Annotated in this window: 16 protein-coding genes; 7 read left to right on the top strand and 9 right to left on the bottom strand. The window is 49.5% G+C overall.

Going from position 1 to position 23,697, the window contains the following annotated elements; translation table 11 throughout:
• Window positions 1-71: 71 nt before the first annotated feature.
• The 5 genes from VJY99_RS06675 to VJY99_RS06655 form a co-directional block, all read right to left on the bottom strand.
• Entirely contained in the window at window positions 72-1,715 is a 1,644-nt protein-coding gene (locus VJY99_RS06675) for a multidrug ABC transporter permease/ATP-binding protein (RefSeq protein ID WP_324117281.1), read from the bottom strand.
• An 84-nt stretch (window positions 1,716-1,799) separates the two neighbouring features.
• On the bottom strand, window positions 1,800-2,441 hold the full coding sequence (alkB, locus tag VJY99_RS06670; RefSeq protein ID WP_324117280.1) for a DNA oxidative demethylase AlkB: 642 nt from the start codon (window positions 2,439-2,441) through the stop codon (window positions 1,800-1,802).
• A complete protein-coding gene (gene ada / locus VJY99_RS06665) occupies window positions 2,441-3,511 on the bottom strand; it encodes a bifunctional DNA-binding transcriptional regulator/O6-methylguanine-DNA methyltransferase Ada (RefSeq protein ID WP_324117279.1) in 1,071 nt (356 codons plus the stop codon). The genes alkB and ada overlap by 1 nt, the downstream gene beginning before the upstream one ends.
• 95 nt (window positions 3,512-3,606) lie before the next feature.
• Window positions 3,607-4,647 (bottom strand): FAD:protein FMN transferase ApbE, encoded by a 1,041-nt coding sequence (gene apbE / locus VJY99_RS06660; protein WP_324117278.1) that lies wholly within the window; start codon window positions 4,645-4,647, stop codon window positions 3,607-3,609.
• A 139-nt stretch (window positions 4,648-4,786) separates the two neighbouring features.
• Window positions 4,787-5,881, bottom strand: a complete 1,095-nt coding sequence (locus VJY99_RS06655; RefSeq protein ID WP_324117277.1) for a porin OmpC — start codon at window positions 5,879-5,881, stop codon at window positions 4,787-4,789.
• An 861-nt stretch (window positions 5,882-6,742) separates the two neighbouring features.
• On the opposite strand from VJY99_RS06655, the gene rcsD reads away from it, so the two are divergent.
• Complete coding sequence (gene rcsD, locus VJY99_RS06650; protein WP_324117276.1) at window positions 6,743-9,400, top strand: phosphotransferase RcsD; 2,658 nt, start codon at window positions 6,743-6,745, stop codon at window positions 9,398-9,400.
• Between the two features lie 16 nt (window positions 9,401-9,416).
• Entirely contained in the window at window positions 9,417-10,064 is a 648-nt protein-coding gene (rcsB, locus tag VJY99_RS06645) for a response regulator transcription factor RcsB (protein ID WP_324117275.1), read from the top strand.
• Between the two features lie 37 nt (window positions 10,065-10,101).
• Here rcsB and rcsC read toward each other — a convergent pair whose 3' ends face one another.
• From rcsC to gyrA, 3 genes are all read right to left on the bottom strand, one after another.
• The gene (gene rcsC / locus VJY99_RS06640) at window positions 10,102-12,948 is read right to left on the bottom strand and encodes a two-component system sensor histidine kinase RcsC (protein WP_324117274.1); all 2,847 of its coding nucleotides are present in this window, start codon (window positions 12,946-12,948) and stop codon (window positions 10,102-10,104) included.
• 216 nt (window positions 12,949-13,164) lie between these two features.
• Complete coding sequence (locus VJY99_RS06635) at window positions 13,165-13,551, bottom strand: ASCH domain-containing protein (RefSeq protein ID WP_324117273.1); 387 nt, start codon at window positions 13,549-13,551, stop codon at window positions 13,165-13,167.
• 111 nt (window positions 13,552-13,662) lie between these two features.
• Window positions 13,663-16,311: a DNA topoisomerase (ATP-hydrolyzing) subunit A gene (gyrA, locus tag VJY99_RS06630; protein ID WP_324117272.1), complete on the bottom strand. Its 2,649-nt coding sequence runs from the start codon at window positions 16,309-16,311 to the stop codon at window positions 13,663-13,665.
• A gap of 148 nt (window positions 16,312-16,459) precedes the next feature.
• Here gyrA and ubiG point away from each other — a divergent pair, with 148 nt between their 5' ends.
• The 4 genes from ubiG (at window position 16,460) to yfaE (ending at window position 21,388) form a co-directional block, all read left to right on the top strand.
• On the top strand, window positions 16,460-17,179 hold the full coding sequence (gene ubiG / locus VJY99_RS06625) for a bifunctional 2-polyprenyl-6-hydroxyphenol methylase/3-demethylubiquinol 3-O-methyltransferase UbiG (RefSeq protein WP_324117314.1): 720 nt from the start codon (window positions 16,460-16,462) through the stop codon (window positions 17,177-17,179).
• Between the two features lie 475 nt (window positions 17,180-17,654).
• A complete protein-coding gene (gene nrdA / locus VJY99_RS06620) occupies window positions 17,655-19,940 on the top strand; it encodes a class 1a ribonucleoside-diphosphate reductase subunit alpha (protein ID WP_324117271.1) in 2,286 nt (761 codons plus the stop codon).
• Between the two features lie 59 nt (window positions 19,941-19,999).
• The gene (nrdB, locus tag VJY99_RS06615; RefSeq protein ID WP_324117270.1) at window positions 20,000-21,130 is read left to right on the top strand and encodes a class Ia ribonucleoside-diphosphate reductase subunit beta; all 1,131 of its coding nucleotides are present in this window, start codon (window positions 20,000-20,002) and stop codon (window positions 21,128-21,130) included.
• A 3-nt stretch (window positions 21,131-21,133) separates the two neighbouring features.
• Window positions 21,134-21,388: a class I ribonucleotide reductase maintenance protein YfaE gene (yfaE, locus tag VJY99_RS06610; RefSeq protein WP_324117269.1), complete on the top strand. Its 255-nt coding sequence runs from the start codon at window positions 21,134-21,136 to the stop codon at window positions 21,386-21,388.
• Window positions 21,389-21,457: 69 nt separating this feature from the next.
• Here yfaE and glpT read toward each other — a convergent pair whose 3' ends face one another.
• Entirely contained in the window at window positions 21,458-22,816 is a 1,359-nt protein-coding gene (gene glpT, locus VJY99_RS06605) for a glycerol-3-phosphate transporter (protein ID WP_324117268.1), read from the bottom strand.
• A gap of 239 nt (window positions 22,817-23,055) precedes the next feature.
• Between glpT and VJY99_RS06600 the strand changes: the two genes are divergently transcribed.
• The coding region (locus VJY99_RS06600; RefSeq protein WP_324117267.1) for an FAD-dependent oxidoreductase at window positions 23,056-23,697 on the top strand (642 nt) is incomplete at its 3' end.

The raw sequence follows: 23,697 nt of genomic DNA, 5'->3' as shown, positions 1-23,697 counted from the left end.
GCGATTACCCGGCCTACAATAGCAGGTTGTAAGGTGGATGAGCTGTACGGTTCATCCACCCTTTCCACCCGTTATTCGGTGCGAGCGACCGCATCGCGCGAAGCATGCTCGCGCTCGTGACCCGTTAATTCACTCAGTTGCCCCTGGCGCATTTCCAGTAACCGGTCAGCATGAATAAAGTAGTGGTCATCATGGCTAATGGCAAAAATGGTTTTACCCATTTGCTGCATCAACGGTAACAGCAACTGATAAAACTCGCGACGGAAATGCGGGTCCTGGTCGGCGGCCCATTCATCAAGCAAAATGATGTCGCGTTCTTCTGCCAGTGCCAGCAACAACGCCACACGTTTACGCTGCCCTTTTGAGAGTTTCAGATTCAGGATGGTGCCGTTTTCCAGCTCGAGTTTTTCGCTCATTTTCAGGCGTTCAAGCCAGCTTGAAACTAATTCTGCATTGGCTTGCACACCTTGTGGCCCCAGCAGACGGTCAAACAACCAAACATCGGTAAACACCGCGGAAAACAGCTTGCGATAGTCGTCCTGATGACTGGCCTCAATTTTTTTGCCATCCAGATAAATTGCGCCGGATACCGGCTGATAAAGCCCGGTCAGCAACATCGCCAATGTCGATTTACCGCTGCCGTTTCCACCAATCAGGAACAGCAGTTCACCCCGTTCAATTTTGAGATTGAGCGGCCCAACGGAGAAGGTGTTATCGGCATACTGGAACACCACATCACGCATCTCAAGAGTTTGCCAACGAGCAGGTTCAAGGCTTCGCGGGAAGTCGGCCTCGTAGGGCGCGAGCTGGAATTTATTCAGTTTGTTGAATGCCACCTGGGCTGTCAGCAACGTTGGCAGCGCGCCAATGGCCGACAGCATCGGAGTGCGCAGGAACAGCAGCGTCAGGGAAAAGGTGGCCGCGACATTGGTATCAGACCAACCGAGGCTATTTGCCATCCAGAACACCAGGCCGATGGCACCCAGCATCATGATATTCGACCAGTTTACCGCGCTCAAATGGTAGGTATCAGCACGAATAATATGGCGACGGTAGTCGCTGGCATGGGGAACATAAGTCTCTTCATAGACGCGCTCCGCACGTTCACGGTTTAGCGCTAATTCCTTGCGGCCTTCAATGACGGTCTGGTAATCGTTGTACAACTGGTCTTCAATTTCACGCAGTTGCGCCAGATGTTTGTACACACGCGCCACCAGCACATAGCCGCCATAAATGGTTACCGCGACCCAGATTGCCGTCACTCCGAGCATTTGTGGCGACAGCCACGCCAGATAAGCCGCTGAACCCAGGGTCAAAATAATGCCTTGTACCAGCTCAGGTAAACGCACAAAGGCTATCGTAATGTTGCGGACATCGCTGGTTAAACCGGCTAACAGTGCGGCACTGCCCAGTTTTTCGATACGTTCGACATGTGTGTCCATCAGGCGCTTAATAAACTCGCTACGCAGACGATAGACGAAGTGGTGTCCGAGTGTAGTGAGTGCCAGCTGTGAGCCGAGCGTCACCACCATTAACAGCAGTAACAGGCCAAGAAATTCGGGTAATACCGAAAGAGAAATATCCGGCGTTTCAATCAGTCGCAGATTGATAAAGGCAATTAAGCCGATACCTAACACTGCACTGAGTAGGCTGAGTGCCATCACCATCAAGAAAGGCCAACGATACTGCTGGTAAACCACACGCAAAAGTTCCATCACTCAAGACCCGAAAAACGAAAACAGCGAGCAGTTTAAACGGCTCGCCTTCAACAGCAAGAATAATTCTTATTTTTATTCGCTTTATCTGGTATGACGAAAAGTGAGGTTGTAACGATACTCGCCAGTGTTGGGATGATGAGCGGGTTTGAGGGGTAAAATACCGTGGTAAAACAAGCGTGACGGCCCACCCCACACCACCACGTCACCGTGTTCGAGCATCACTCTTTTCAGCTCAGAGTTGCGTTTAAGGCCGCCGAACTGAAACACCGCAGGCAACCCCAGCGATACCGAAACAATCGGTTGTTGCAGGTTGAGCTCGTCTTTATCCTGGTGAAGCGACAGTTTTGCGCCCACGGCATAGCGGTTAATGAGACAGGCATCGGGCGTAAACCTGGCGTATCCCGCCGCCGTCGATGCGGCATCTGACAATGTCCTGAAAAGATCCGGCATTGCGGGCCAGGGTTGCGAGGTTAATGGATCCATCGGCGAGTAGAGATAACCGTGTTTATCGGTCGTCCAACCGACTTCACCACAGTTAGTCATTGCCACCGACATGGTGTAGCCGCCTGGGGTGACCATCTGGCGGAAAGGTGAAACAGCAGCGAGTGCCGATATTTGCGCGATCAGTCGCTGCGCGTCGGCACAGGCAAAGCGACGTAGGATCACCGCCCCTTCTGCCAACGGCTCCTGCCAGGGCGTTTCATCGGCAAATAAATCGAGCATCACTCCTCCTGCTGTTCGGCTTCAATCTCAAGCAGTTGCCGCTTACGTTCAACGCCCCAACGGTAGCCCGAAAGCGCGCCGTCGTTACGCACCACGCGGTGACAGGGAATAATCACCGCCAGCTTGTTTGCAGCACATGCCCCTGCCACGGCACGAACGGCCTGCGGTTTGCCAATACGCTGCGCAATATCGCGATAGCTGGCAGTTTGCCCGACGGGGATATCGCGCAACGCTTGCCACACTTGCTGCTGGAAGGCCGTTCCCTGGATATCGAGCGGCAGGGAAAAATGTTGCATCGGGTGTTCAATCACATTCACGACTTGTGCCACTCGCTCCGCGAATTGTGCGTCGCCTGCCGTTAATGACGAATGCGGGAATAGCGTTTCCAGCTCAGCGACCAATGCTTGTGCATCACCCCCCAATAGTATGGCGCAAATACCGCGTTCGCTCTGGGCGACCAAAAATGTCCCCAGCCGACAAGAGCCCGTCACAAACGCAATGACGGTGCGTTCCCCGCCCTGCCGATATTGCTTAGCCGTCATGCCTAATACGGCGTCGGCTTGTTGATAATAGTTGCTGCCCGATTGATAACCGGCCTCAAAAACAGCCCGCGTAACAGGCTCACCTTGGGTGAGTTGTTCGCGCAGGCGTTTTGCCCGTAGTGCTTTTTGAAAAGCATGAGGCGTTAGACCGGTGACTTGCTTGAATAACCGATGAAAATGAAACGGGCTCATGGCGACACGGGTGGCAATTTCAGCCAGCGCGATGGGCTCATTACGGGTCTCGAGGATGCGACAGGCCAGAGTAATGCGGTCAATTCGTTGCTGCTCTGGGGTTAGTTTATCTGGCTGGCAGCGTTTGCATGGGCGATAACCGGCGTTTATAGCTTGATCAACGTTTTCAAAAAATACGACATTTTTGCGTAACGCGTGGCGTGCGCTGCAAGATGGACGGCAGAAAATGCCGGTGGTTTTAACGGCAAAAATAAACTGCCCATCAGCGCGGCTATCACGGGTTTCCACAGCCTGCCAGCGAGCGTCATTCGCTGCGTTGTCAAAAATCGCTTTCATGACTGGCTCCTTTAGTTTTGCTGTCACCCTGTCACTTTGACAGCGTTACCGCCGAGGGAAACCCGTAATCTTGCTTTCTAATATCCTAAATACTGTTATTCACTTAACAGGAAAGCTTTAAACTGCGGCGACATCCACGTCGTGAAATTATCGCCTTCTTTAGTGATCAAATAGACCGCCAGCCCCTCTTTTTCTGCGACCTGTTTCGCTTTTTCGGTGCCAAGAACCATCAGCCCCGTATCCCAACCGTCTGCTTCCATAGCTGTCGTTGAAATCACTGTCGCGGAAACTAATTTGTGTTGAATGGGTTGCCCGGTTTGCGGGTCGATCACGTGCGAAAGGCGTTTACCCTCGAGTTCGTAATAATTGCGATAGCTACCTGAGGTACTGATACCGTGGCCGTTGAGATCAACCACCGCCTGTACAGCATTTTCACGATCAGTCGGCTTCTGAATCGCTACGCGCCAGGCTTTACCTTCGGCATTGATGCCGCGCGTCACAACAGCCCCGCCAACGGAAACCAAATAACGGTTGATGCCGTTTTTTTCCATCAAACGTGCCAGGTGATCAGCGGCATAACCCTCACCCATTGTTGAGAGATCAACATACAAACCGGGAAGATCCTTTTGTAACCATTGCTTCCCTGGCTGGTTTATCACCGTTAAATGATGTAACCCGGTTAATGCTTTCGCGGCATCAATTTGCGCCTGATTGGGTGTTTTGACCGGTTGTTTATCTGGGCCAAATCCCCACAGATTTACCAGCGGCCCAACGGTAATGTCCATCGAACCCTCTGTTTTCGCGCCAATACGCAACGCCATGGTGACAATATCACTCATCGCTTCATCAATGGCGTAAGGCTCAGTCGTGCGAGCCTGGTTAAAGCGCGATAACGCAGAATCTGTTTTATAGGTCGACATCAGGCGATCGTCGCCGTCTAGCTGCGCCTGAATTTTTTCACGCAGTTCAGCCTGCCGTGCATTGTCGACACCCGCGATACTTGCACGCCAGTAAGTGCCCATGGTTTTGCCTTCCAGCACCATGCCGGCATTGCCTTTCGCCGTTGGGTTATCACAGCCAGCCAATGCACCCACAACGATGGCAAACAGGCCATTGCGTAATAATCGTAAATCCATTGTTTCTCTCTCCTGTTTGAGCGCAAAAGGGTACACCAACTGAAAATGAATTGGGTTAAAAGTGCATGCAGGTTGAGACGCCAGACGTAAAAAAGGCGCCCTAAGGCGCCCTTTATTGCTAATCCTGCGAAGGCAGAAATTAGAACTGGTAAACCAGACCAACACCTACGATGTCATCAGTACCGATGCCAGCGTCGCGGGTAAATTCGTTTTCGTCCAGCAGGTTGATTTTGTAATCAACATAGGTGGACATGTTTTTGTTGAAGTAGTAAGTCGCACCGATTTCAACATATTTCAACAGGTCCTGGTCGCCGTAACCGTCAAGGTCACTACCTTTAGACTGCAGGTAAGCGATGGAAGGACGCAGACCGAAATCGAACTGGTATTGACCTACAACTTCAAAGTTCTGTGCTTTGTTTGCAAAGCCCAGGTCGCCTGCGCGAGTGGCGTTGTAAGTTTGGGTGTACTGAGTAGCCAGGTATACGTTGTTAGCGTCATATTTCAGACCACCAGTGTAAGTTTCAGCGCGATCGCCTTCACCTAACCACAGGCCGTTGTTCTGCTCAGAAGTACGTTTAGAGCTAGAGATAGCCGAACCAATGCTGAAGCCTTCGCCCAGATCATAAGTCAGGGAACCACCGAAGCCGTCACCGTTTTGTTTCAGAGGGCCACGACCATTCTGGGTGGAACCTTCACCATCAACGCTGCCGTTTTTAGCTTGATATTGCAGAGCAAAGTTCAGGCCATCAACCATACCGAAGAAGTCAGAGTTACGGTAAGTTGCTACACCGTTAGCACGGGATTGCAGGAAGTTATCAGAACCGTAAGTGTCGCCGCCAAATTCTGGCAGAACGTCAGTCCATGAAGTGACATCGTAAACTACGCCGTAGTTACGACCGTAATCGAAAGAACCATAATCACCAAAACGAAGACCAGCGAAAGCAAGACGAGTCCAAGACTGATTAGCGCTACCTTCAGTGTTGTTTGCCAGGACGTTGTATTCCCACTGGCCGTAACCGGTCAGTTGGTCATTAATCTGAGTTTCGCCTTTGACACCGATACGGAAGTAGGTCTGGTCGCCGTCTGCACCTTTGTCGTCAGAAAAGTAATGTAAGCCAACTGCTTTACCGTACAAATCCAATTTGTTGCCGTCTTTGTTATAAATTTCGGCCGCATGAGCGGTGCCTGCTACCAGCAATGCTGGAACCAGGATGGCCAGTGCTTTAACTTTCATGTTATCAACCCTCTGTTATATGCCTTTTTATATGCCACTGCTTACTGATTAAATTGCTAATCAGTCGGCGAAGCTATTGTCCGAAACTAATACAGATTAATCCAACTCGAATATGCTACTAAAACACTATAGATGTTTCATTTATCCACATAGCTGTTTCAAAATGTAAATTTCAGGGAACTTTTTTAAGCACAAAAAGACAATGTTATAAGCACTAATTATCAAAAAAATTAAAATACAACCACAAATCAATAAGATAACCAATAAATACATCAGGAGCACTGAATGTTAAAACATAGGGGTGATTTATATATAAAATACATCTCGCTATCATCATTAACTTTATTTATTACCGTCATTCAGCTTTGAATGTCTGTTTTACCCCTATTTTGGACCGGATGCTTGCATCCGGTTTTTTTTACTCTTCTTTACGTAGCTTTAATCATTTTGTGCTACGCCCCTCAAAAAGTAATGACTATTAAGAAATTCCTCATTTTTCGCGTTGAAATCATACAAACGAAGCGGGAACTTTCTAAAAAAATAATCCAAATAAACAATGGCTTCAGAAAATACAGTGGTACGGTCTAAATCTTCTCGTCCAAATACACCCCACTTTTTTGCTTGAGGCACCCTCCATTTAACGCTGCAATTTTGGCTAATTATCAATAACCTGGAAATGTGGCAATTTCGAATTATACTCGTTGAGTTTTAACAGACAGACGATGACGACAACGTCGGTTGCAGGTATTCTTAGCCAGGGCGTGTTAGTTTTTTGCTAACAGCTTTTGACGCCTGCCTGCTAGCCTGGCAGAGCAGTGGATATTTTTAAGTGGCGAATGCTCGCCGGGTTGCGCGCTAACAATGAGTCAGTCAGACAGTATGATCCCTAATAAATTTTCGCTTATCCCCGGCAACATCACACGCTTCTTCCTGCTATTGATCGTCGTACTACTGGTGGCCATGGGTGTCATGGTGCAAAGTGCTGTTAACAGCTGGCTGAAAGATAAGAGCTATCAGATAGTCGATATCACTCATGCGCTGCATAAACGGGTGGATGTATTCCGTTACGCGACCTGGCAAATTTATGACAACATTGCGGTCTCAACTTCCCCTGCTAGTGACGGTCTGCAAGAAACCCGCCTACGCCAGGATGTTTACTATTTAGATAAGCCGCGCAGTAAAACTGAAGCGTTGATTTTTGGCTCCCACGACAGCTCTACGCTCGATACGACACAACGTATCTCAACTTACCTCGATACGTTATGGGGTGCCGAACCTAGCCCCTGGTCGATGTACTATTTAAACGGCCAGGATAACAGCTTGATTCTGGTCTCAACGCTGCCACTAAAAGATCTCTCCACTGGCCTTAAAGAAACGGGTGTCAGTTCCATCGTTGATTCCCGCCGTGCTGAAATGCTCCAGCAGGCAAACGCACTGGATGAACGTGAGAGCTTTTCTCTGTTGCGCACGCTGGCCTGGCAGAATGGTCATTACTTCACACTGCGTACCACCTTCAACCAGCCAGGCCATCTGGCCACTGTCGTGGCGTTTGATTTACCCATAAATGATTTGATTCCGCCAACCATGCCGTTGGAAAGCTTCCGTCTGGAAAATAACGATGCGCAGAAGCCGATTAATAACGCAGAGAAAGATGGCCCGGATAGCGTAACCATCAATTTTAATGGGACGAAAATTGACATAACCTCCCCGCTTGCAACCACTAATCTGCGTGTGGTGTGGCAAGTGTCGCTCGGCACCTTGCTGATGGATGTTTTACAGAACATTCTATTCCCGCTGCTGTTCAATATTGGTCTGCTGGCGCTGGCGCTATTCGGTTTCACCACTTTCCGCCAACATACGGCGCGCCCTGCCGAAGTTCAAAGTGGCAATGCCGAACTACAAATCTTACGTGCATTAAATGAAGAGATTGTCGCGCAGTTGCCCCTTGGCCTGTTGGTACATGATCTGGACTCGAACCGTACTGTTATTAGCAATAAAATTGCCGACCACTTGCTACCACACCTGAACCTGCAGAACATTATTGCGATGGCCGATCAGCATCAGGGGGTTATTCAAGCGACTATCAATAACGAACTGTATGAAATACGCCAGTTCCGTAGCCAGATTGCTCCGCACACGCAGATCTTTGTCATTCGTGATCAAGACCGTGAAATTCTGGTCAATAAAAAGCTCAAACAAGCCCAACGCCTGTATGAAAAAAATCAGCATGGACGGATCTCTTTCATGCAGAATATTGGCGAAGCCCTTCAGCGTCCGGTGAAGAATATTGCCGAACACGCGAGCACACTGAATACGCCTGAGGCACACGGAATAGCCAATGAAGCGCAAAGCATCGTACGTCTGGTGGATGAGATGCAGTTGCTCAATATGCTGGAGTCCGATACATGGAAAACCAATGCAACGCAGTTCGCCATTCAGCCATTAATTGATGAGGTCGCGCTGGAAATGCTGCCGATTATCAAGCGCAAAGGTTTACAACTGCTTATCAACAACCAGCTAGCAGCAGATGAAGAGCGCCACGGCGACCGGGAAGCACTGCGTAAAGTTCTACAATTGTTGCTGCATTATTCCGTCACCACGACCCAAATGGGTAAAATCACTCTCGATATCACAGAAGAAGAAGCTGGCCCTGACCGTTTGTTATTCCGCATTCTGGATACTGGCGAAGGGATTAGCAGCGGCGAAGTCGACAATCTCCACTTCCCATTCCTCAATGAAACCCGTGAAGATCGTTACGGGCAAGCTAACGGACTCACTTTCTATTTATGCGATCAACTGTCACGCAAATTGGGCGGGCATTTGAATATCAAAACTCGAGAGGACATTGGTACCCGCTACAATCTGCACATCAAGATGACTGCAGAGCCCCAGCCTGAAGAGCAAGAAGAGAAATTGCTTGATGATGTGGTCGCGATGATTGATATCACTTCCAATGAAGTGCGAAATATCGTCACGCGCCTGTTAGAAAACTGGGGAGCACAGTGCATCACCCCGGATGAAAGATTGGCAAGTCAAGAGTTTGATATCTTCCTGACAGATAATCCGTCTAATCTTACATCTTCTGGATTGCTTTTAAGCGATGATGAGAACGGAATGCGTAAGCTTGGCCCTGGTCAGTTCCGGGTTAATTTTAATATCAGTAATGCTATGCAAGATGCCGTGCTACAACTGATAGAGGAACAACTCGCACAGGAGAGCATTTCTGAGTCACCGTTAGGCGGCGATGAAAATGCGCAGCTTCATGCCAGCGGTTATTACTCTCTGTTTGTTGACACAGTACCGGAAGATGTTAGGAGATTGTATACTGAATCTGCGGCGCACGATTTCGTCGCGTTAGCGCAGACAGCTCACCGCTTGAAAGGGGTGTTTGCAATGCTCAACTTGGTACCCGGCAAGCAGTTATGTGAAACATTAGAGCATCACATTCGTGAAAGTGATGCTGCCAACATACAAAAATATGCCAGCAACATTGACGGTTACGTCAAGAGTTTGCTGTAGCAAGGTAGCCTATTACATGAACAGTATGAACGTAATTATTGCCGACGACCATCCGATTGTCCTGTTCGGCATTCGTAAATCTCTCGAGCAGATCGAGTGGGTGAATGTTGTTGGTGAGTTTGAAGATTCCACAGCACTTATCAATAATTTACCAAAACTTGATGCCCATGTTTTGATTACCGACCTCTCCATGCCTGGAGATAAATACGGTGATGGCATTACGCTTATCAAATACATCAAGCGTCACTTCCCTAACATCTCCATCATCGTGCTGACGATGAACAACAACCCCGCTATTTTGAGCGCGGTATTAGAACTGGATATCGAAGGGATTGTACTGAAGCAAGGTGCGCCAACCGACTTACCAAAAGCACTGGCCGCATTGCAGAAAGGCAAAAAATTTACCCCAGAGAGCGTGACTCGTCTGCTGGAAAAAATCAGTGCTGGTGGTTATGGCGACAAGCGTTTGTCTCCAAAAGAGAGCGAAGTTCTGCGTCTGTTCGCAGAAGGCTTCCTGGTCACCGAAATCGCACGCAAACTGAACCGCAGCATCAAAACTATCAGTAGCCAGAAAAAATCAGCAATGATGAAACTGGGTGTGGAAAATGACATCGCCCTACTGAACTACCTCTCATCAGTTAGCCTGTCTGCGACTGATGATTAAATAAGTGTCGGATGTCGCGCTGCGACATCCGACATTTTTATCTGCCACTACGAACTCTTGCGGCGTAAAGATCGACGGTCGATTTGAGTACATCCAGTGTCATCGGTTTCGACAGGCAGCTATCCATCCCCGACTCAAGACAACGTTGTTTCTCTTCGGCCAGTGCATTGGCTGTCACACCCACCACTGGCAGCGTCAAACCAAGCTGACGAATACGTTGTGTCAGGCGATAACCATCCATATTCGGCATGTTGACGTCACTGAGCACGATATCAATGTGATTTTTACTCAGCACGTTCAGTGCATCGATACCATCATTCGCCGTTTTACACTGATAACCCAATGATCCCAACTGATCTGCCAGCAAACGCCGGTTGATAGGATGATCATCGACGACGAGGATCATCATGTCATCATTGCATTCCTGGTTGTCGGAAGGCGCAGGTAAGTCAGAGTCAACACCTGCCTGGTTAACCGTCACGCTGTAAATACGCCCCAATAACAGCAGCAAATCATGCGGTGCGGCAAGGCTATGGACCCAGCAACCCGGGGAAACTTCAACAGGAATACCGATATGACGGCGACAGAAAATAATCGCCGCGCGCCCTTCCCAGGCTTTTTCCAGTTCATCATCGGTGATTAAAATATCGTCGCTATCCGGCTTTTGGCCCTGATACTGCCGCACGTCAAAGTGGTTTATTGCCAGTATCGACTCGAGGAATTTACTCAGCGATGCATTTCGTACTGCCAGCCAACAACGCTTGTTCACCAACCCTTCAACCTGCGCAGGCTCAGCGTAACTCGCACTGTATAAAGGAATGCGAATCGTAAACTGGCTCCCCATTCCCACTTCGGTATCCACTGAAATATCGCCATCCATCATGCTGATAAGCTTTTCACAGATAGCAAGACCCAGACCCGTACCCTGGAAATTGTGCTGCACACCGGTACCAGCCTGGAAGAAGGGATCAAATAACCGCGTGACTTCTTTGGCAGGAATGCCCACGCCCGTGTCGCGCACGCGCAAAGAGAGATAATCCCCTTCCACGCTGATATGGAGGACAATGCAGCCAATATCCGTAAATTTGATGGCATTACTGAGCAAGTTGGAAATGACTTGCTGCAAGCGCATCGGATCACCTTGTAACGTCAGTGGCACATCAGGTTCGATAAAACAGTACAGTCCCAGTTGTTTGCGCAACACCAGCGGCAAATAGTTCGCGGTAATGTGGCTCATCACTTCACGCGGTGAGAATTCACGCGGCTCAATTTTTAACTGTTCTGATTCGATTTTTGAGAAGTCGAGAATATCGCTGATGATTTTCAGTAACAGGCTGGAAGAGTTGTTCATTGCCGTCACCAGGCGATCGACACCTTTTGGTAACTCTTTAGTTTGCAACAAATCCAGGTTGCCGATAATGCCATACAACGGTGTGCGCAGTTCATGGCTTACCGTCGCAAGGAACATAGATTTTGACTGGCTCGCCTGCTCAGAAGCTTGGGCCATTTCCTGGAGCGATTCTTCCATTTTGACGCGCGCGCTCACATCCACCAGCACACAAATCGCAACGTTTTCATTACGATAACGGGAATGGACAAAACTTATCTGTAGATTGGTTTGGTTACTGGTCAACACATCGACAAAGTTAACCTGCTGGCCACAAATAATTTGTGTTAGCCGCTGCCTGTCTTCATGAGTCAGCATGTTGAGATAATTGTGCGCCAGCTCGTTACTCAGAATATTCGTCCCGTCCTGAGTCCGCAGAATACAGATCCCGACCGGTGCTGAAGCGACAATTTTACGGTTGAACTGCTCGTGTTCTTCCAGGCGCTGAGCGTCATTTTCCGCCGGAATAAATATCCGTTTTTCATACATCCGCGCGAGAGTAAACAGCACCGCACCAACCAGAATATTCAGCAACACCGCGTTTAGGATCAGCATGCGGATACGTTCGAAAACCACATCTACCGGAACTGAATACACCACACTCATTGAGGAAGGTGGCAAATTTTTCTTTAAAATTAATTGCTTAAACCCAGCCCCATAACCAAACCACGAACGTTCCTGAATCCATTTGTCTTCAGGCTGAACCTGCGTATCAGGGCCGGAAAGAGTGATAAGTGGACGACTATTTTCATCCAGAATCGTTACGCCAATCGGCATGGATCCTGGCGAAAGAAAGTTTTCCATGCGGATGGTTTGCTCCACACCCAGTAGTGCCTGTAGGTGGTTAGCCAGATAAACGGGGGTCAACGTATAGAAGTATCCGACACCTGGACGTGTACCTGGGCCAATCCAGTAAATACTGTTGCTGTGTTCATCCTGCGGGGCTTTGCGATATTTCATGATGCGTTCATGCAAGGTTTTCAGCGCTTTTTCACGCTCAACAGGCATCTCTCGCAGGCCGAAATCCGCCATGCACAGATTATCACCACCAATCAAAAAGACCCGGTTGAGGTCATAGGCTGCGGAGAAATTGTCTCGCCAGTAACGTAAAAACCACGCCAGAGATTGCAGCGAAGAACGCCAGGACGCGCTGACAGCTGAGCAGTCAGAGTCCGGGAACAAAGGCCTGAAACTAGGTGGGTCTATTTTGTTATCGTCATTATCCATAACCGGCAATACGCCACTGGTCGCGTTAAGACGATTTTCTGTGATGTACTTGAGCTCTTTTACCACATCAGACGTACGCTGAATGTAACGCTGCGCCTGGTCGAAGCTGATATTAAATTCCTGACGAATCTCTGACTCTTTGTCGTGTAATGCATTCACGATATAGAACACGGAAAAAAGTGCAATCAACAGCCAAAGCAATAAAGCCAGGGCCCGGAACAGGTAGCGGGAGACTTTTAGTGTGGTGCGAAAAGAGACAAGATATTTCAAATTGAGCCTGATCGAGGAAATTGCAAAACTTTGGATGCCGTTAAGGTAGCCGCAAAAATGGCAGCCCGCAACGGCAAACCATTAAGGTTTAAACCCTAAATAATTCAAGTTGCATTGAGGCGGCAAGTGAACGAGTCCCGATGAACTTACTAAAGTAAGTGATTGGGGTGAGCGAACGCCGCCAACAAAGATGCAGCTTGAAGGATGACGGGTTTATCAGAACTTTTCGATAACCTTAAAATGCATCAGCACCAGTGTCATATCAGGTGAGAACAGCTCGTACTCTTCAAAGAAGCGTTTATGTTCGTTGCGCCAGTAAGCCAGGGTGCGATCGCCTTCCCCTTCTGCCAACGCGTGGGCTTCATCCACCTGTTCAAAAGTGGTCATCTCCGTAGTGGTCAGTTCAATCGCGCAGACCGGCTTATTCTTACCATCCACCACCACAAAAATATCGCCAGGCTGTGCAATACCCTCACCATCCAGGTTGGCGCAGGTGGCGGTTTTCACGCCATCAAGTACCAATTTAACCAGCTCATCTGCCTGTCGCTCGGTATCACCGAATGCCCAACGCTCTACATCTTCATACTTTTCAGGAATTGCCATTGAGTTACCTTTATGAGTTAAACCAGGCCTGTACCTGATATTAAAATAAAAAACGCCCAATGCAATGATAGCATCGGGCGTTTGGGCTTATATCAAACAACAAAATTCGGATTACTCGTCCGCTTCGTCGTCCGCTTCATCGGCTGCGTTGTCTTCAACATCAGCTTCTGGTGCGATGTCTTCATCACCTTCAGCGACAGTACCGTCGATAGCATCCAGTTCTTCTTCGTCTACCGGTTCTGCAACACGTTGCAGACCCACCACATTTTCATCATCCGCAGTACGGATAAGGATAACGCCTTGGGTATTACGGCCAACGACACTCACTTCTGAAACGCGAGTACGAACCAGAGTGCCCGCATCGGTAATCATCATAATCTGGTCGGTATCTTCAACTTGTACCGCGCCAATGACGCTGCCGTTACGCTCGGTGACTTTGATGGAGATAACGCCCTGTGTCGCACGCGACTTGGTCGGATACTCATCAGCGGCAGTACGTTTACCGTAACCATTCTGCGTCACAGTCAGGATAGAACCTTCACCGCGTGGAATGATCAGGGAAACGACTTTGTCTTCACCTGCGAGTTTGATACCACGAACACCTGTTGCCGTACGGCCCATGGTACGAACGGCGTCTTCTTTGAAGCGCACCACTTTACCCGCAGCCGAGAACAACATTGCTTCATTGCTACCGTCAGTCAAGTCAACACCAATCAGTTCGTCACCTTCGTTCAGGTTAACGGCGATGATGCCCGCAGAACGTGGACGGCTGAAGTCGGTCAACGCAGTTTTCTTCACGGTGCCGCTCGCGGTCGCCATAAACACGTTAACGCCTTCGGCATACTCACGTACCGGCAAGATGGCAGTAATACGTTCGTTCGGCTCCAACGGCAGCAGGTTCACAATTGGACGGCCACGCGCACCACGGCTCGCTTCCGGTAACTGATAAACCTTCATCCAATACAGACGACCACGGCTGGAGAACAGCAGAATGGTGTCGTGGGTATTGGCAACCAACAGGCGGTCGATGAAATCTTCTTCTTTTATACGTGCTGCAGATTTGCCTTTACCACCACGACGTTGTGCTTCGTAGTCGGTCAGCGGCTGATACTTCACATAGCCCTGATGGGACAGGGTCACAACCACATCTTCGCGGTTGATCAAATCTTCAATGTTGATATCAGAGGTATTCGCTGTAATTTCGGTCCGGCGTTTATCACCAAACTGATCGCGCATGGCAACCAGCTCTTCGGTGATCACTTCCATCAAACGTTCAGCACTGCCCAGAATGTGCAGTAACTCAGCGATCTGCTCCAGCAGTTCTTTGTATTCGTCGAGCAGTTTTTCGTGCTCAAGGCCAGTCAGTTTCTGCAAACGCAGATCCAGAATTGCCTGTGCTTGTTGCTCGGTCAGGAAATATTGACCATCACGAATACCGAACTCTGGCTCCAGCCACTCAGGACGCGCAGCGTTATCACCGGCACGCTCAAGCATCGCGGCAACGTTGCCCAGATCCCATGAACGCGCAATCAGACCTGCTTTCGCTTCTGCCGCATTCGGAGAGTGACGAATCAGCTCGATGATTGGGTCGATGTTAGCCAACGCAATCGCCAACCCTTCAAGGATGTGCGCACGGTCACGCGCTTTACGCAGTTCGAAAATAGTACGACGAGTCACAACTTCACGACGGTGACGCATAAACGCAGAAATAATATCTTTCAGGTTCATGATCTTCGGCTGGCCCTGATGCAGCGCAACCATGTTGATACCGAAGGAAGTCTGAAGTTGGGTCTGGGAATACAAGTTGTTCAGAACCACTTCGCCCACTGCATCGCGTTTGATTTCGATAACAATGCGCATGCCGTCTTTATCTGACTCATCACGCAGGGCACTGATGCCCTCAACGCGCTTGTCTTTCACCAGCTCAGCAATTTTCTCAATCAGGCGAGCTTTGTTCACCTGGTATGGAATTTCATGAACAATGATGGTTTCGCGGCTGGTTTTCGCATCAACTTCGACTTCAGCACGGGCGCGAATGTAAATCTTGCCACGACCGGTGCGGTACGCTTCTTCGATGCCACGACGGCCATTAATGATAGCGGCAGTCGGGAAGTCTGGGCCTGGGATGTGTTCCATCAACCCTTCAACGGTGATGTCTTCGTCTTCAATAAACGCGAGGCAGCCGTTGATAACTTCAGTAATGTTATGAGGTGGGATGTTTGTTGCCATACCCACTGCGATACCGGACGAACCGTTAACCAGCAGGTTAGGTATTTTGGTTGGCATAACATCGGGAATGCGTTCGGTTCCGTCGTAGTTATCGACGAAATCTACCGTGTCTTTTTCGAGATCGGCCATCAGTTCGTGAGCGATTTTCGACATACGGATTTCCGTATAACGCATCGCAGCGGCGGAGTCACCGTCCACAGAACCAAAGTTACCCTGGCCATCTACCAACATGTAACGCAATGAGAATGGCTGCGCCATACGCACGATAGTGTCATAGACAGCGGTATCACCGTGGGGGTGATATTTACCGATTACGTCACCAACAACACGGGCGGATTTTTTGTACGCTTTATTCCAGTCATTGCCCAATACGTTCATGGCGTAAAGTACGCGACGGTGTACCGGCTTCAGTCCATCGCGGACATCTGGCAGTGCGCGGCCGACAATAACCGACATCGCGTAATCCAGATAGGAGCTCTTAAGCTCTTCCTCAATGTTGACCGGTGTAATTTCTCTGGCAAGGTCGCTCATGTATCCGCTATCCCTCTACTGTGTCCCGGATTCAAAGGTCGCAAATTATAACACAATCGCCCTACTGTGGGGAAACCAGAACACGTTCGCCTACAGAGAATTGACTGATATACTCCCGCCACGAAACGAGTAAGGAGTGAGTAGCCCTATGAATGCCGAAAACCAACCGGTGATCCACAACGTCGACCATAATGAAATCGCAAAATTCGAAGCCGTTGCCTCGCGCTGGTGGGATTTAGAAGGCGAATTTAAACCACTGCATCGCATTAACCCGCTGCGTTTGGGTTATATCAACCAGCGTGCTGGTGGGTTGTTCGGTAAAACGGTGCTTGATGTCGGCTGTGGTGGCGGTATTTTGGCAGAAAGTATGGCTCGCGAAGGCGCTACAGTGACCGGGCTCGATATGGGTTTCGAGCCGCTACAAGTCGCTAAACTTCATGCGCTGGAAAGCGGCATTCAGGTGGATTACGTTCAGGAAACCGTTGAACAACACGCTGAAAAACATGCCGGTCAGTATGACGTCGTCACCTGTATGGAAATGCTGGAGCATGTGCCTGACCCGAAATCGGTGGTTAGAGCCTGCGCAAAATTAGTGAAACCCGGCGGTCATGTCTTTTTCTCCACGCTTAACCGTAATGGCAAATCGTGGCTGATGGCCGTAGTCGGTGCGGAGTACATTCTACGCATGGTGCCAAAAGGCACGCATGACATTAAGAAGTTTATCAAACCCGCAGAATTACTTTCCTGGGTTGATGAGACTCAGTTGCGTGAGCGCCACATGACGGGCCTGCATTTCAACCCGCTGACTAACACGTTCAAACTCGCCCCAGGTGTTGATGTTAACTACATGTTGCACACTGAGAGTTAACTAAACAGCTTTTCATAAAATAAAACTGTATACCCTAAATCATTCGAGTTGTGGGTAGGCGGCAAGAGAGCTTATCCCCAGGAGCTTCCTAAAGTCAGTGACTGGGGTCAGAGAGTGCTGCCCCCCCCACAGCTTGAAGTATGACGGGTATAAATTGCGCGGTATCAAACCGCGCGATTATCGATGACGTTTAAGAAATCAGCACCCGATAAAAAATATCATTTTTTTTGCATCCCATTGACAATTGTCACAAGCCTTACGTGACGTGGACTTAGAGAATTTGGGTTGTCACAACCTCAATTCTTTCGCGAAATCAATACTTGTTCTCAATCGATTAGTTACTAGAATACTCACCATATAGTGATTAAGTAATCCACAACCCCCTACATGTAGTATTTATCCACAAGGTTAGCCACAAGTGGCCGGCTGTGGATAAATGGGGCATTTTTCATTTCACGGACAGGTACAAACTCACATGAATCAGAGTCTGCTGGTTACAAAACGTGACGGTCGCACTGAGCGAATCGATCTGGATAAAATCCACCGAGTTCTGGATTGGGCCGCTGAAGGTCTGAATAACGTATCCGTATCGCAAGTTGAACTGCGCTCGCACATTCAGTTTTATGACGGCATCAAAACCTCTGACATTCATGAAACAATCATCAAAGCTGCGGCAGATTTAATTTCTCGTGATGCGCCGGATTATCAGTATCTGGCGGCACGTCTGGCCGTTTTCCATCTGCGTAAAAAAGCATACGGTGAGTTCGAGCCACCTAAACTTTACAACCATGTTGTGAAAATGGTTGAGATGGGCAAATACGATCTACATCTGCTGGAAGACTACACGGAAGAAGAGTTCAAGCAGATGGACGATTATCTCGACCATAACCGCGACCTGAGCTTCTCTTACGCCGCAGTTAAACAGCTCGAAGGCAAGTACCTGGTTCAGAACCGTGTCACCGGTGAAATCTACGAAAGCGCACAGTTCCTCTATATTCTGGTTGCCGCGTGCCTGTTCTCAGGCTATCCACGTGAAACCCGCCTGAGCTATGTGAAGCGTTTTTACGATGCAGTATCTACCTTCAAAATTTCTCTGCCTACGCCGATTATGTCTGGCGTGCGCACCCCAACTCGCCAGTTCAGCTCTTGCGTTCTGATCGAGTGTGGCGACAGCCTGGACTCCATCAACGCGACCTCCAGCGCGATTGTGAAATACGTTTCCCAACGTGCTGGTATTGGTATCAACGCCGGTCGTATTCGTGCGTTGGGTAGCCCAATTCGCGGTGGCGAAGCGTTCCATACTGGTTGTATTCCGTTCTACAAACACTTCCAGACTGCAGTGAAATCCTGCTCTCAGGGCGGCGTGCGTGGCGGTGCTGCCACGCTGTTCTATCCAATGTGGCACCTGGAAGTCGAAAGCCTGCTGGTACTGAAAAACAACCGTGGTGTTGAAGGCAACCGCGTGCGTCACATGGATTACGGCGTACAAATCAACAAACTGATGTACACCCGTTTGCTGAAAGGCGAAGACATCACACTGTTCAGCCCCTCTGACGTTCCAGGCCTGTACGATGCATTCTTTGCCGATCAGGAAAAGTTTGAGCAGTTGTACACAAAATACGAAAAAGACAGCACTATCCGTAAGCAACGCGTAAAAGCCGTTGAGCTGTTTTCACTGATGATGCAAGAACGTGCGTCTACTGGCCGTATCTACATCCAGAACGTTGACCACTGCAACACCCACAGCCCGTTTGATCCAACTATCGCGCCAGTGCGCCAGTCCAACCTGTGTCTGGAAATTGCGCTGCCGACTAAGCCAATGAATGACATCAACGATGAAGACGGTGAAATCGCGCTGTGTACGTTGTCTGCATTTAACCTTGGCGCTATCAAAAGTCTGGATGAGCTGGAAGAGCTGGCCGTTCTGGCGGTCCGTGCTTTGGATGCATTGCTGGATTACCAGGATTACCCAATCGTTGCCGCAAAACGTGGTGCGATGGGTCGCCGTACTCTGGGTGTCGGCGTGATTAACTACGCTTACTACCTGGCGAAAAATGGCGTTCGTTACTCCGATGGCAGCGCAAACAACCTGACGCACAGAACCTTCGAAGCCATTCAGTATTACCTGCTGAAAGCGTCGAACGAGCTGGCCAAAGAGCAAGGTCCTTGCCTGTGGTTCAACGAAACCACTTACGCAAAAGGCATTCTGCCTATCGACACCTACAAGAAAGACCTGGATGTCGTCAGCAACGAGCCGCTGCATCTGGACTGGGAAACCCTGCGTGAGTCGATTAAAACTCACGGCCTGCGTAACTCCACACTTTCTGCATTGATGCCGTCTGAGACTTCGTCGCAAATTTCCAACGCGACCAATGGTATCGAGCCTCCACGCGGCCATATCAGCATTAAAGCGTCGAAAGACGGTATCCTGCGCCAGGTTGTGCCGGATTATGAAATACTGAAGGACAAGTATGAGCTGCTGTGGGACCTGCCAAACAACGACGGCTACCTGCAATTAGTGGGTGTGATGCAGAAATTTATCGACCAGTCGATCTCAGCAAACACCAACTACGACCCATCGCGCTTCGCGTCAGGCAAGGTGCCGATGCAGCAGTTGCTCAAAGATTTGCTTACCGCCTATAAATTCGGTGTCAAAACACTTTATTATCAAAACACCCGTGATGGCGCGGAAGATGCACAAGACGACCTGGCACCTTCAATCCAGGACGATGGCTGCGAAAGCGGCGCATGTAAAATCTAACTTAAAATCCCCTCACCTTGCTGAGGGGATTTTTTCAACGCATGACAGGATTTGATTTCATGGCTTACACCACTTTTTCACAGACGAAAAACGACCAGCTTGCGGAACCTATGTTCTTTGGCCAGTCGGTTAACGTTGCACGCTACGATCAGCAAAAATATGACATCTTCGAAAAGCTGATTGAAAAGCAACTTTCCTTCTTCTGGCGCCCGGAAGAGGTGGACGTCTCCCGTGACCGCATCGACTATCAAGCCTTACCTGATCACGAGAAGCACATTTTCATCAGCAACCTGAAATACCAGACACTGCTGGATTCCATTCAGGGTCGTAGCCCGAACGTTGCCCTGCTGCCGCTGATTTCCATCCCTGAGCTGGAAACCTGGGTTGAAACGTGGGCGTTTTCCGAAACTATCCACTCACGCTCTTACACCCACATCATCCGTAACATCGTTAACGATCCGGCGATTGTGTTTGACGATATCGTGACCAACCAGGAAATCCTGAAGCGCGCGAAAGATATCTCAGGTTACTACGACAGGTTGATTGAGATGACCAGCTACTGGCATTTGCTGGGTGAAGGTACGCACAACGTGAATGGTAAAACCGTGACCGTGAATCTGCGTGCTCTGAAGCGTCAACTCTATTTATGCCTGATGAGCGTAAACGCACTGGAAGCAATTCGCTTCTACGTCAGCTTCGCCTGTTCTTTCGCTTTCGCCGAGCGCGAACTGATGGAAGGCAACGCGAAAATCATCAAACTGATTGCCCGCGACGAAGCCCTGCACCTGACCGGGACTCAGCACATGCTGAACCTGATGCGTTCCGGTGAAGACGATCCTGAAATGGCAGAAATCGCGCAGGAATGCCGCCAGGAATGTTATGACCTGTTCGTGTTGGCGGCTGAACAAGAAAAAGAGTGGGCCAGCTATCTGTTCCGCGACGGTTCAATGATTGGTCTGAACAAAGACATTCTTTGCCAATATGTTGATTATATTACCAATATCCGCATGCAGGGTGTGGGTCTGGATCTGCCATTCAAAACACGTTCAAACCCAATCCCATGGATCAATGCCTGGCTTGTGTCTGACAACGTGCAGGTTGCGCCGCAAGAAGTGGAAGTGAGTTCTTATCTGGTGGGTCAGATTGATTCTGAAGTTAACACCGACGGTTTCAGCGATTTCCAGCTGTAAACGATGAGCCGCATTACGCTACGAATCACCGGGACACAGGTCTTGTGTGAAGAAGAACACCCTTCTCTTCTGGCAACGCTTGAGTCGCACCAGGTTGCCGTGGAATATCAGTGTCGGGAAGGGTATTGCGGCTCCTGCCGTACGCGTTTAATTGCCGGCCAGGTTAAGTGGCTTACCGAACCACTGGCGTTTATCCAACCGGGTGAAATACTGCCCTGTTGCTGCCAGGCGCAGGGCGATATCGAAATCGAGATGTAAAAGAACCTCCCGCGTGAACTGACCCCATAAAGTTGGACGGTTTACATCACACGGGAGGTTTTTTATTGATTAAAGATGACTCTCTCTGGCTTTCAGTTGTTGGTGTTGTTTGTTCTCACCCACCATCACCACCAGCAACAGAATCACGGCCATGATACTGCCGCCGATCATCACCATAAAACCACCGTCCCAGCCGAAGAAATCTACCGTGTAGCCGACAATCGCGCTTGCGGCGACAGAGCCCCCAAGATAGCCAAATAATCCGGTGAAGCCCGCTGCAGTCCCTGCGGCTTTTTTCGGTGCCAGTTCAAGTGCATGCAGGCCAATTAACATTACAGGGCCATAAATCAGGAAGCCGATGATAATCATGCACGCCATATCCACGCCTGGATTACCTGGAGGGTTTAGCCAATACACGACCGTTGCGATAGTCACCAGAATCATAAAGAACACGCCGGTTGCGCCACGGTTGCCTTTAAAGACTTTGTCTGACATCCAACCACAAAGCAGCGTTCCTGGTATCCCCGCATATTCATACAAGAAATATGCCCAGGAGGATTTATCCAGCGCGAAATGTTTCACTTCTTTCAGATACGTTGGCGACCAGTCGAGAATACCGTAACGCAGTAAGTAAACGAAAACGTTAGCAATGGCGATATACCACAGCAAACGGTTCGGGAAAACGTACTGCATGAAGATCTGTTTGGCTGTCAGTTCTTCTTCGGCACTTTCACTGTAGTCTTCTGGATAATCGTTTTTATAGTCTTCGATTGATGGCAACCCGCAAGACTGCGGGGTATCTCGCATCAAACCAAATGCAATCAATGCCACCAGGATAGCCCCGAAAGCCGGCATGTACAGCGCGGCATGCCAGTCGTTGAACCACGCCATTCCCAACAGGAACAGGAGTGGTGGAAGGCCACCGCCGACGTTATGGGCGCAGTTCCAGACGGAAACAATTCCCCCACGTTCTTTCTTCGACCACCAGTGGACCATCGTACGTCCACAAGGTGGCCAGCCCATTCCCTGGAACCAACCACATAAAAACAGCAATACAAACATCACCGCAATGCTGGATGTCGCCCACGGTACAAAACCCATAAACAGCATGACGGCTGCCGCCAGAATCAAACCGGCAGGTAAGAAAACGCGCGGATTGGAGCGGTCAGAAACCGACCCCATAATGAATTTCGAGAAACCGTAAGCAATGGATATCCCAGAAAGTGCAAAACCCAGGTCACCCCGTGAAAAACCTTGCTCGATAAGATAAGGCATCGCCAGCGTGAAATTTTTACGTACCAGATAATAGGCAGCGTAACCGAAGAAAATCCCCATAAAAATCTGCCAGCGCAGACGTCGATAAGTCGGATCAATATGTTCTGTCTTTAGCGTTGATTGATGCGCCGCAGGTTTGAATATACTCAGCATAAATGCCTCCGTGGCAATTTTTTAGTGAAGCAATGTTCTTTTGCGAGCGCATGTTAAGGAATATCCCGCCAGGTTAGTGTGAAACACCCCACAACATATTACATTTTTATTACAAACTCTCGAAAAGGTGCATCAAATCACACTTTGCTTTCGTTTTGTTTTCGAATTTGCTCGATATCAAACATTCATTTCTTTATCTGTGGCTGAATAGTCCCAAAGCAATTTGTCAGGAGCAGAACATGGCGACGGGATGCAAAGAACGGGATGTGATTATTATTGGTGGGGGTGCTACGGGCGCGGGAATGGCTCGCGACTGCGCACGGCGTGGGTTACACACCCTGCTGCTGGAACGACACGATATCGCAACCGGCGCCACAGGCCGTAATCATGGCTTACTTCACAGCGGTGCTCGCTACGCTATGACGGATAGTGAATCAGCCCGAGAGTGTATTGAAGAAAACCGTATCCTCAAGCGCATTGCTCGCCATTGCATTGAACGCTCCGATGGCTTGTTTATCACCCTTCCTGAAGATGATCTTGCGCTCCAAACGACTTTTATAACCGCCTGTCAGAACGCAGGGATTGATGCCGAACGGCTTGATCCTAAAGAAGCGCTACGCCTGGAACCTGCTGCAAACCCTGAGCTTATCGGTGCCGTACGGGTGCCGGATGGCACCGTCGACCCTTTCCGCCTGACCGCGGCCAATATGCTGGATGCCCGAGAACACGGAGCAGAAATTTTGACCGCACACTCGGTCACCGGGCTGATTCGTCAGGGAGACCGCGTGTGCGGAGTGCGCGTTTACAACCACCAGATCCGACAGCATCAGGATCTCTACGCAAGTGTCGTCGTGAATGCCGCCGGGATCTGGGGGCAACGC

It is taken from the genome of Buttiauxella sp. (genome assembly GCF_035271705.1).
Taxonomy (GTDB): Bacteria; Pseudomonadota; Gammaproteobacteria; order Enterobacterales; family Enterobacteriaceae; genus Buttiauxella.
Note: the sequence above shows the minus strand (reverse complement) of the source record. Positions and strands in the feature narration are given on the sequence as shown.

What these genes read in the sequence shown, in the direction of transcription:
- VJY99_RS06675 (WP_324117281.1), bottom strand. Translation starts at nt 1,715, where the DNA reads ATGGAACTTTTGCGTGTGGTTTACCAGCAGTATCGTTGGCCTTTCTTG.
- alkB (WP_324117280.1), bottom strand. Translation starts at nt 2,441, where the DNA reads ATGCTCGATTTATTTGCCGATGAAACGCCCTGGCAGGAGCCGTTGGCA.
- ada (WP_324117279.1), bottom strand. Translation starts at nt 3,511, where the DNA reads ATGAAAGCGATTTTTGACAACGCAGCGAATGACGCTCGCTGGCAGGCT.
- apbE (WP_324117278.1), bottom strand. Translation starts at nt 4,647, where the DNA reads ATGGATTTACGATTATTACGCAATGGCCTGTTTGCCATCGTTGTGGGT.
- VJY99_RS06655 (WP_324117277.1), bottom strand. Translation starts at nt 5,881, where the DNA reads ATGAAAGTTAAAGCACTGGCCATCCTGGTTCCAGCATTGCTGGTAGCA.
- rcsD (WP_324117276.1), top strand. Translation starts at nt 6,743, where the DNA reads ATGAGTCAGTCAGACAGTATGATCCCTAATAAATTTTCGCTTATCCCC.
- rcsB (WP_324117275.1), top strand. Translation starts at nt 9,417, where the DNA reads ATGAACAGTATGAACGTAATTATTGCCGACGACCATCCGATTGTCCTG.
- VJY99_RS06635 (WP_324117273.1), bottom strand. Translation starts at nt 13,551, where the DNA reads ATGGCAATTCCTGAAAAGTATGAAGATGTAGAGCGTTGGGCATTCGGT.
- gyrA (WP_324117272.1), bottom strand. Translation starts at nt 16,311, where the DNA reads ATGAGCGACCTTGCCAGAGAAATTACACCGGTCAACATTGAGGAAGAG.
- ubiG (WP_324117314.1), top strand. Translation starts at nt 16,460, where the DNA reads ATGAATGCCGAAAACCAACCGGTGATCCACAACGTCGACCATAATGAA.
- nrdA (WP_324117271.1), top strand. Translation starts at nt 17,655, where the DNA reads ATGAATCAGAGTCTGCTGGTTACAAAACGTGACGGTCGCACTGAGCGA.
- nrdB (WP_324117270.1), top strand. Translation starts at nt 20,000, where the DNA reads ATGGCTTACACCACTTTTTCACAGACGAAAAACGACCAGCTTGCGGAA.
- yfaE (WP_324117269.1), top strand. Translation starts at nt 21,134, where the DNA reads ATGAGCCGCATTACGCTACGAATCACCGGGACACAGGTCTTGTGTGAA.
- glpT (WP_324117268.1), bottom strand. Translation starts at nt 22,816, where the DNA reads ATGCTGAGTATATTCAAACCTGCGGCGCATCAATCAACGCTAAAGACA.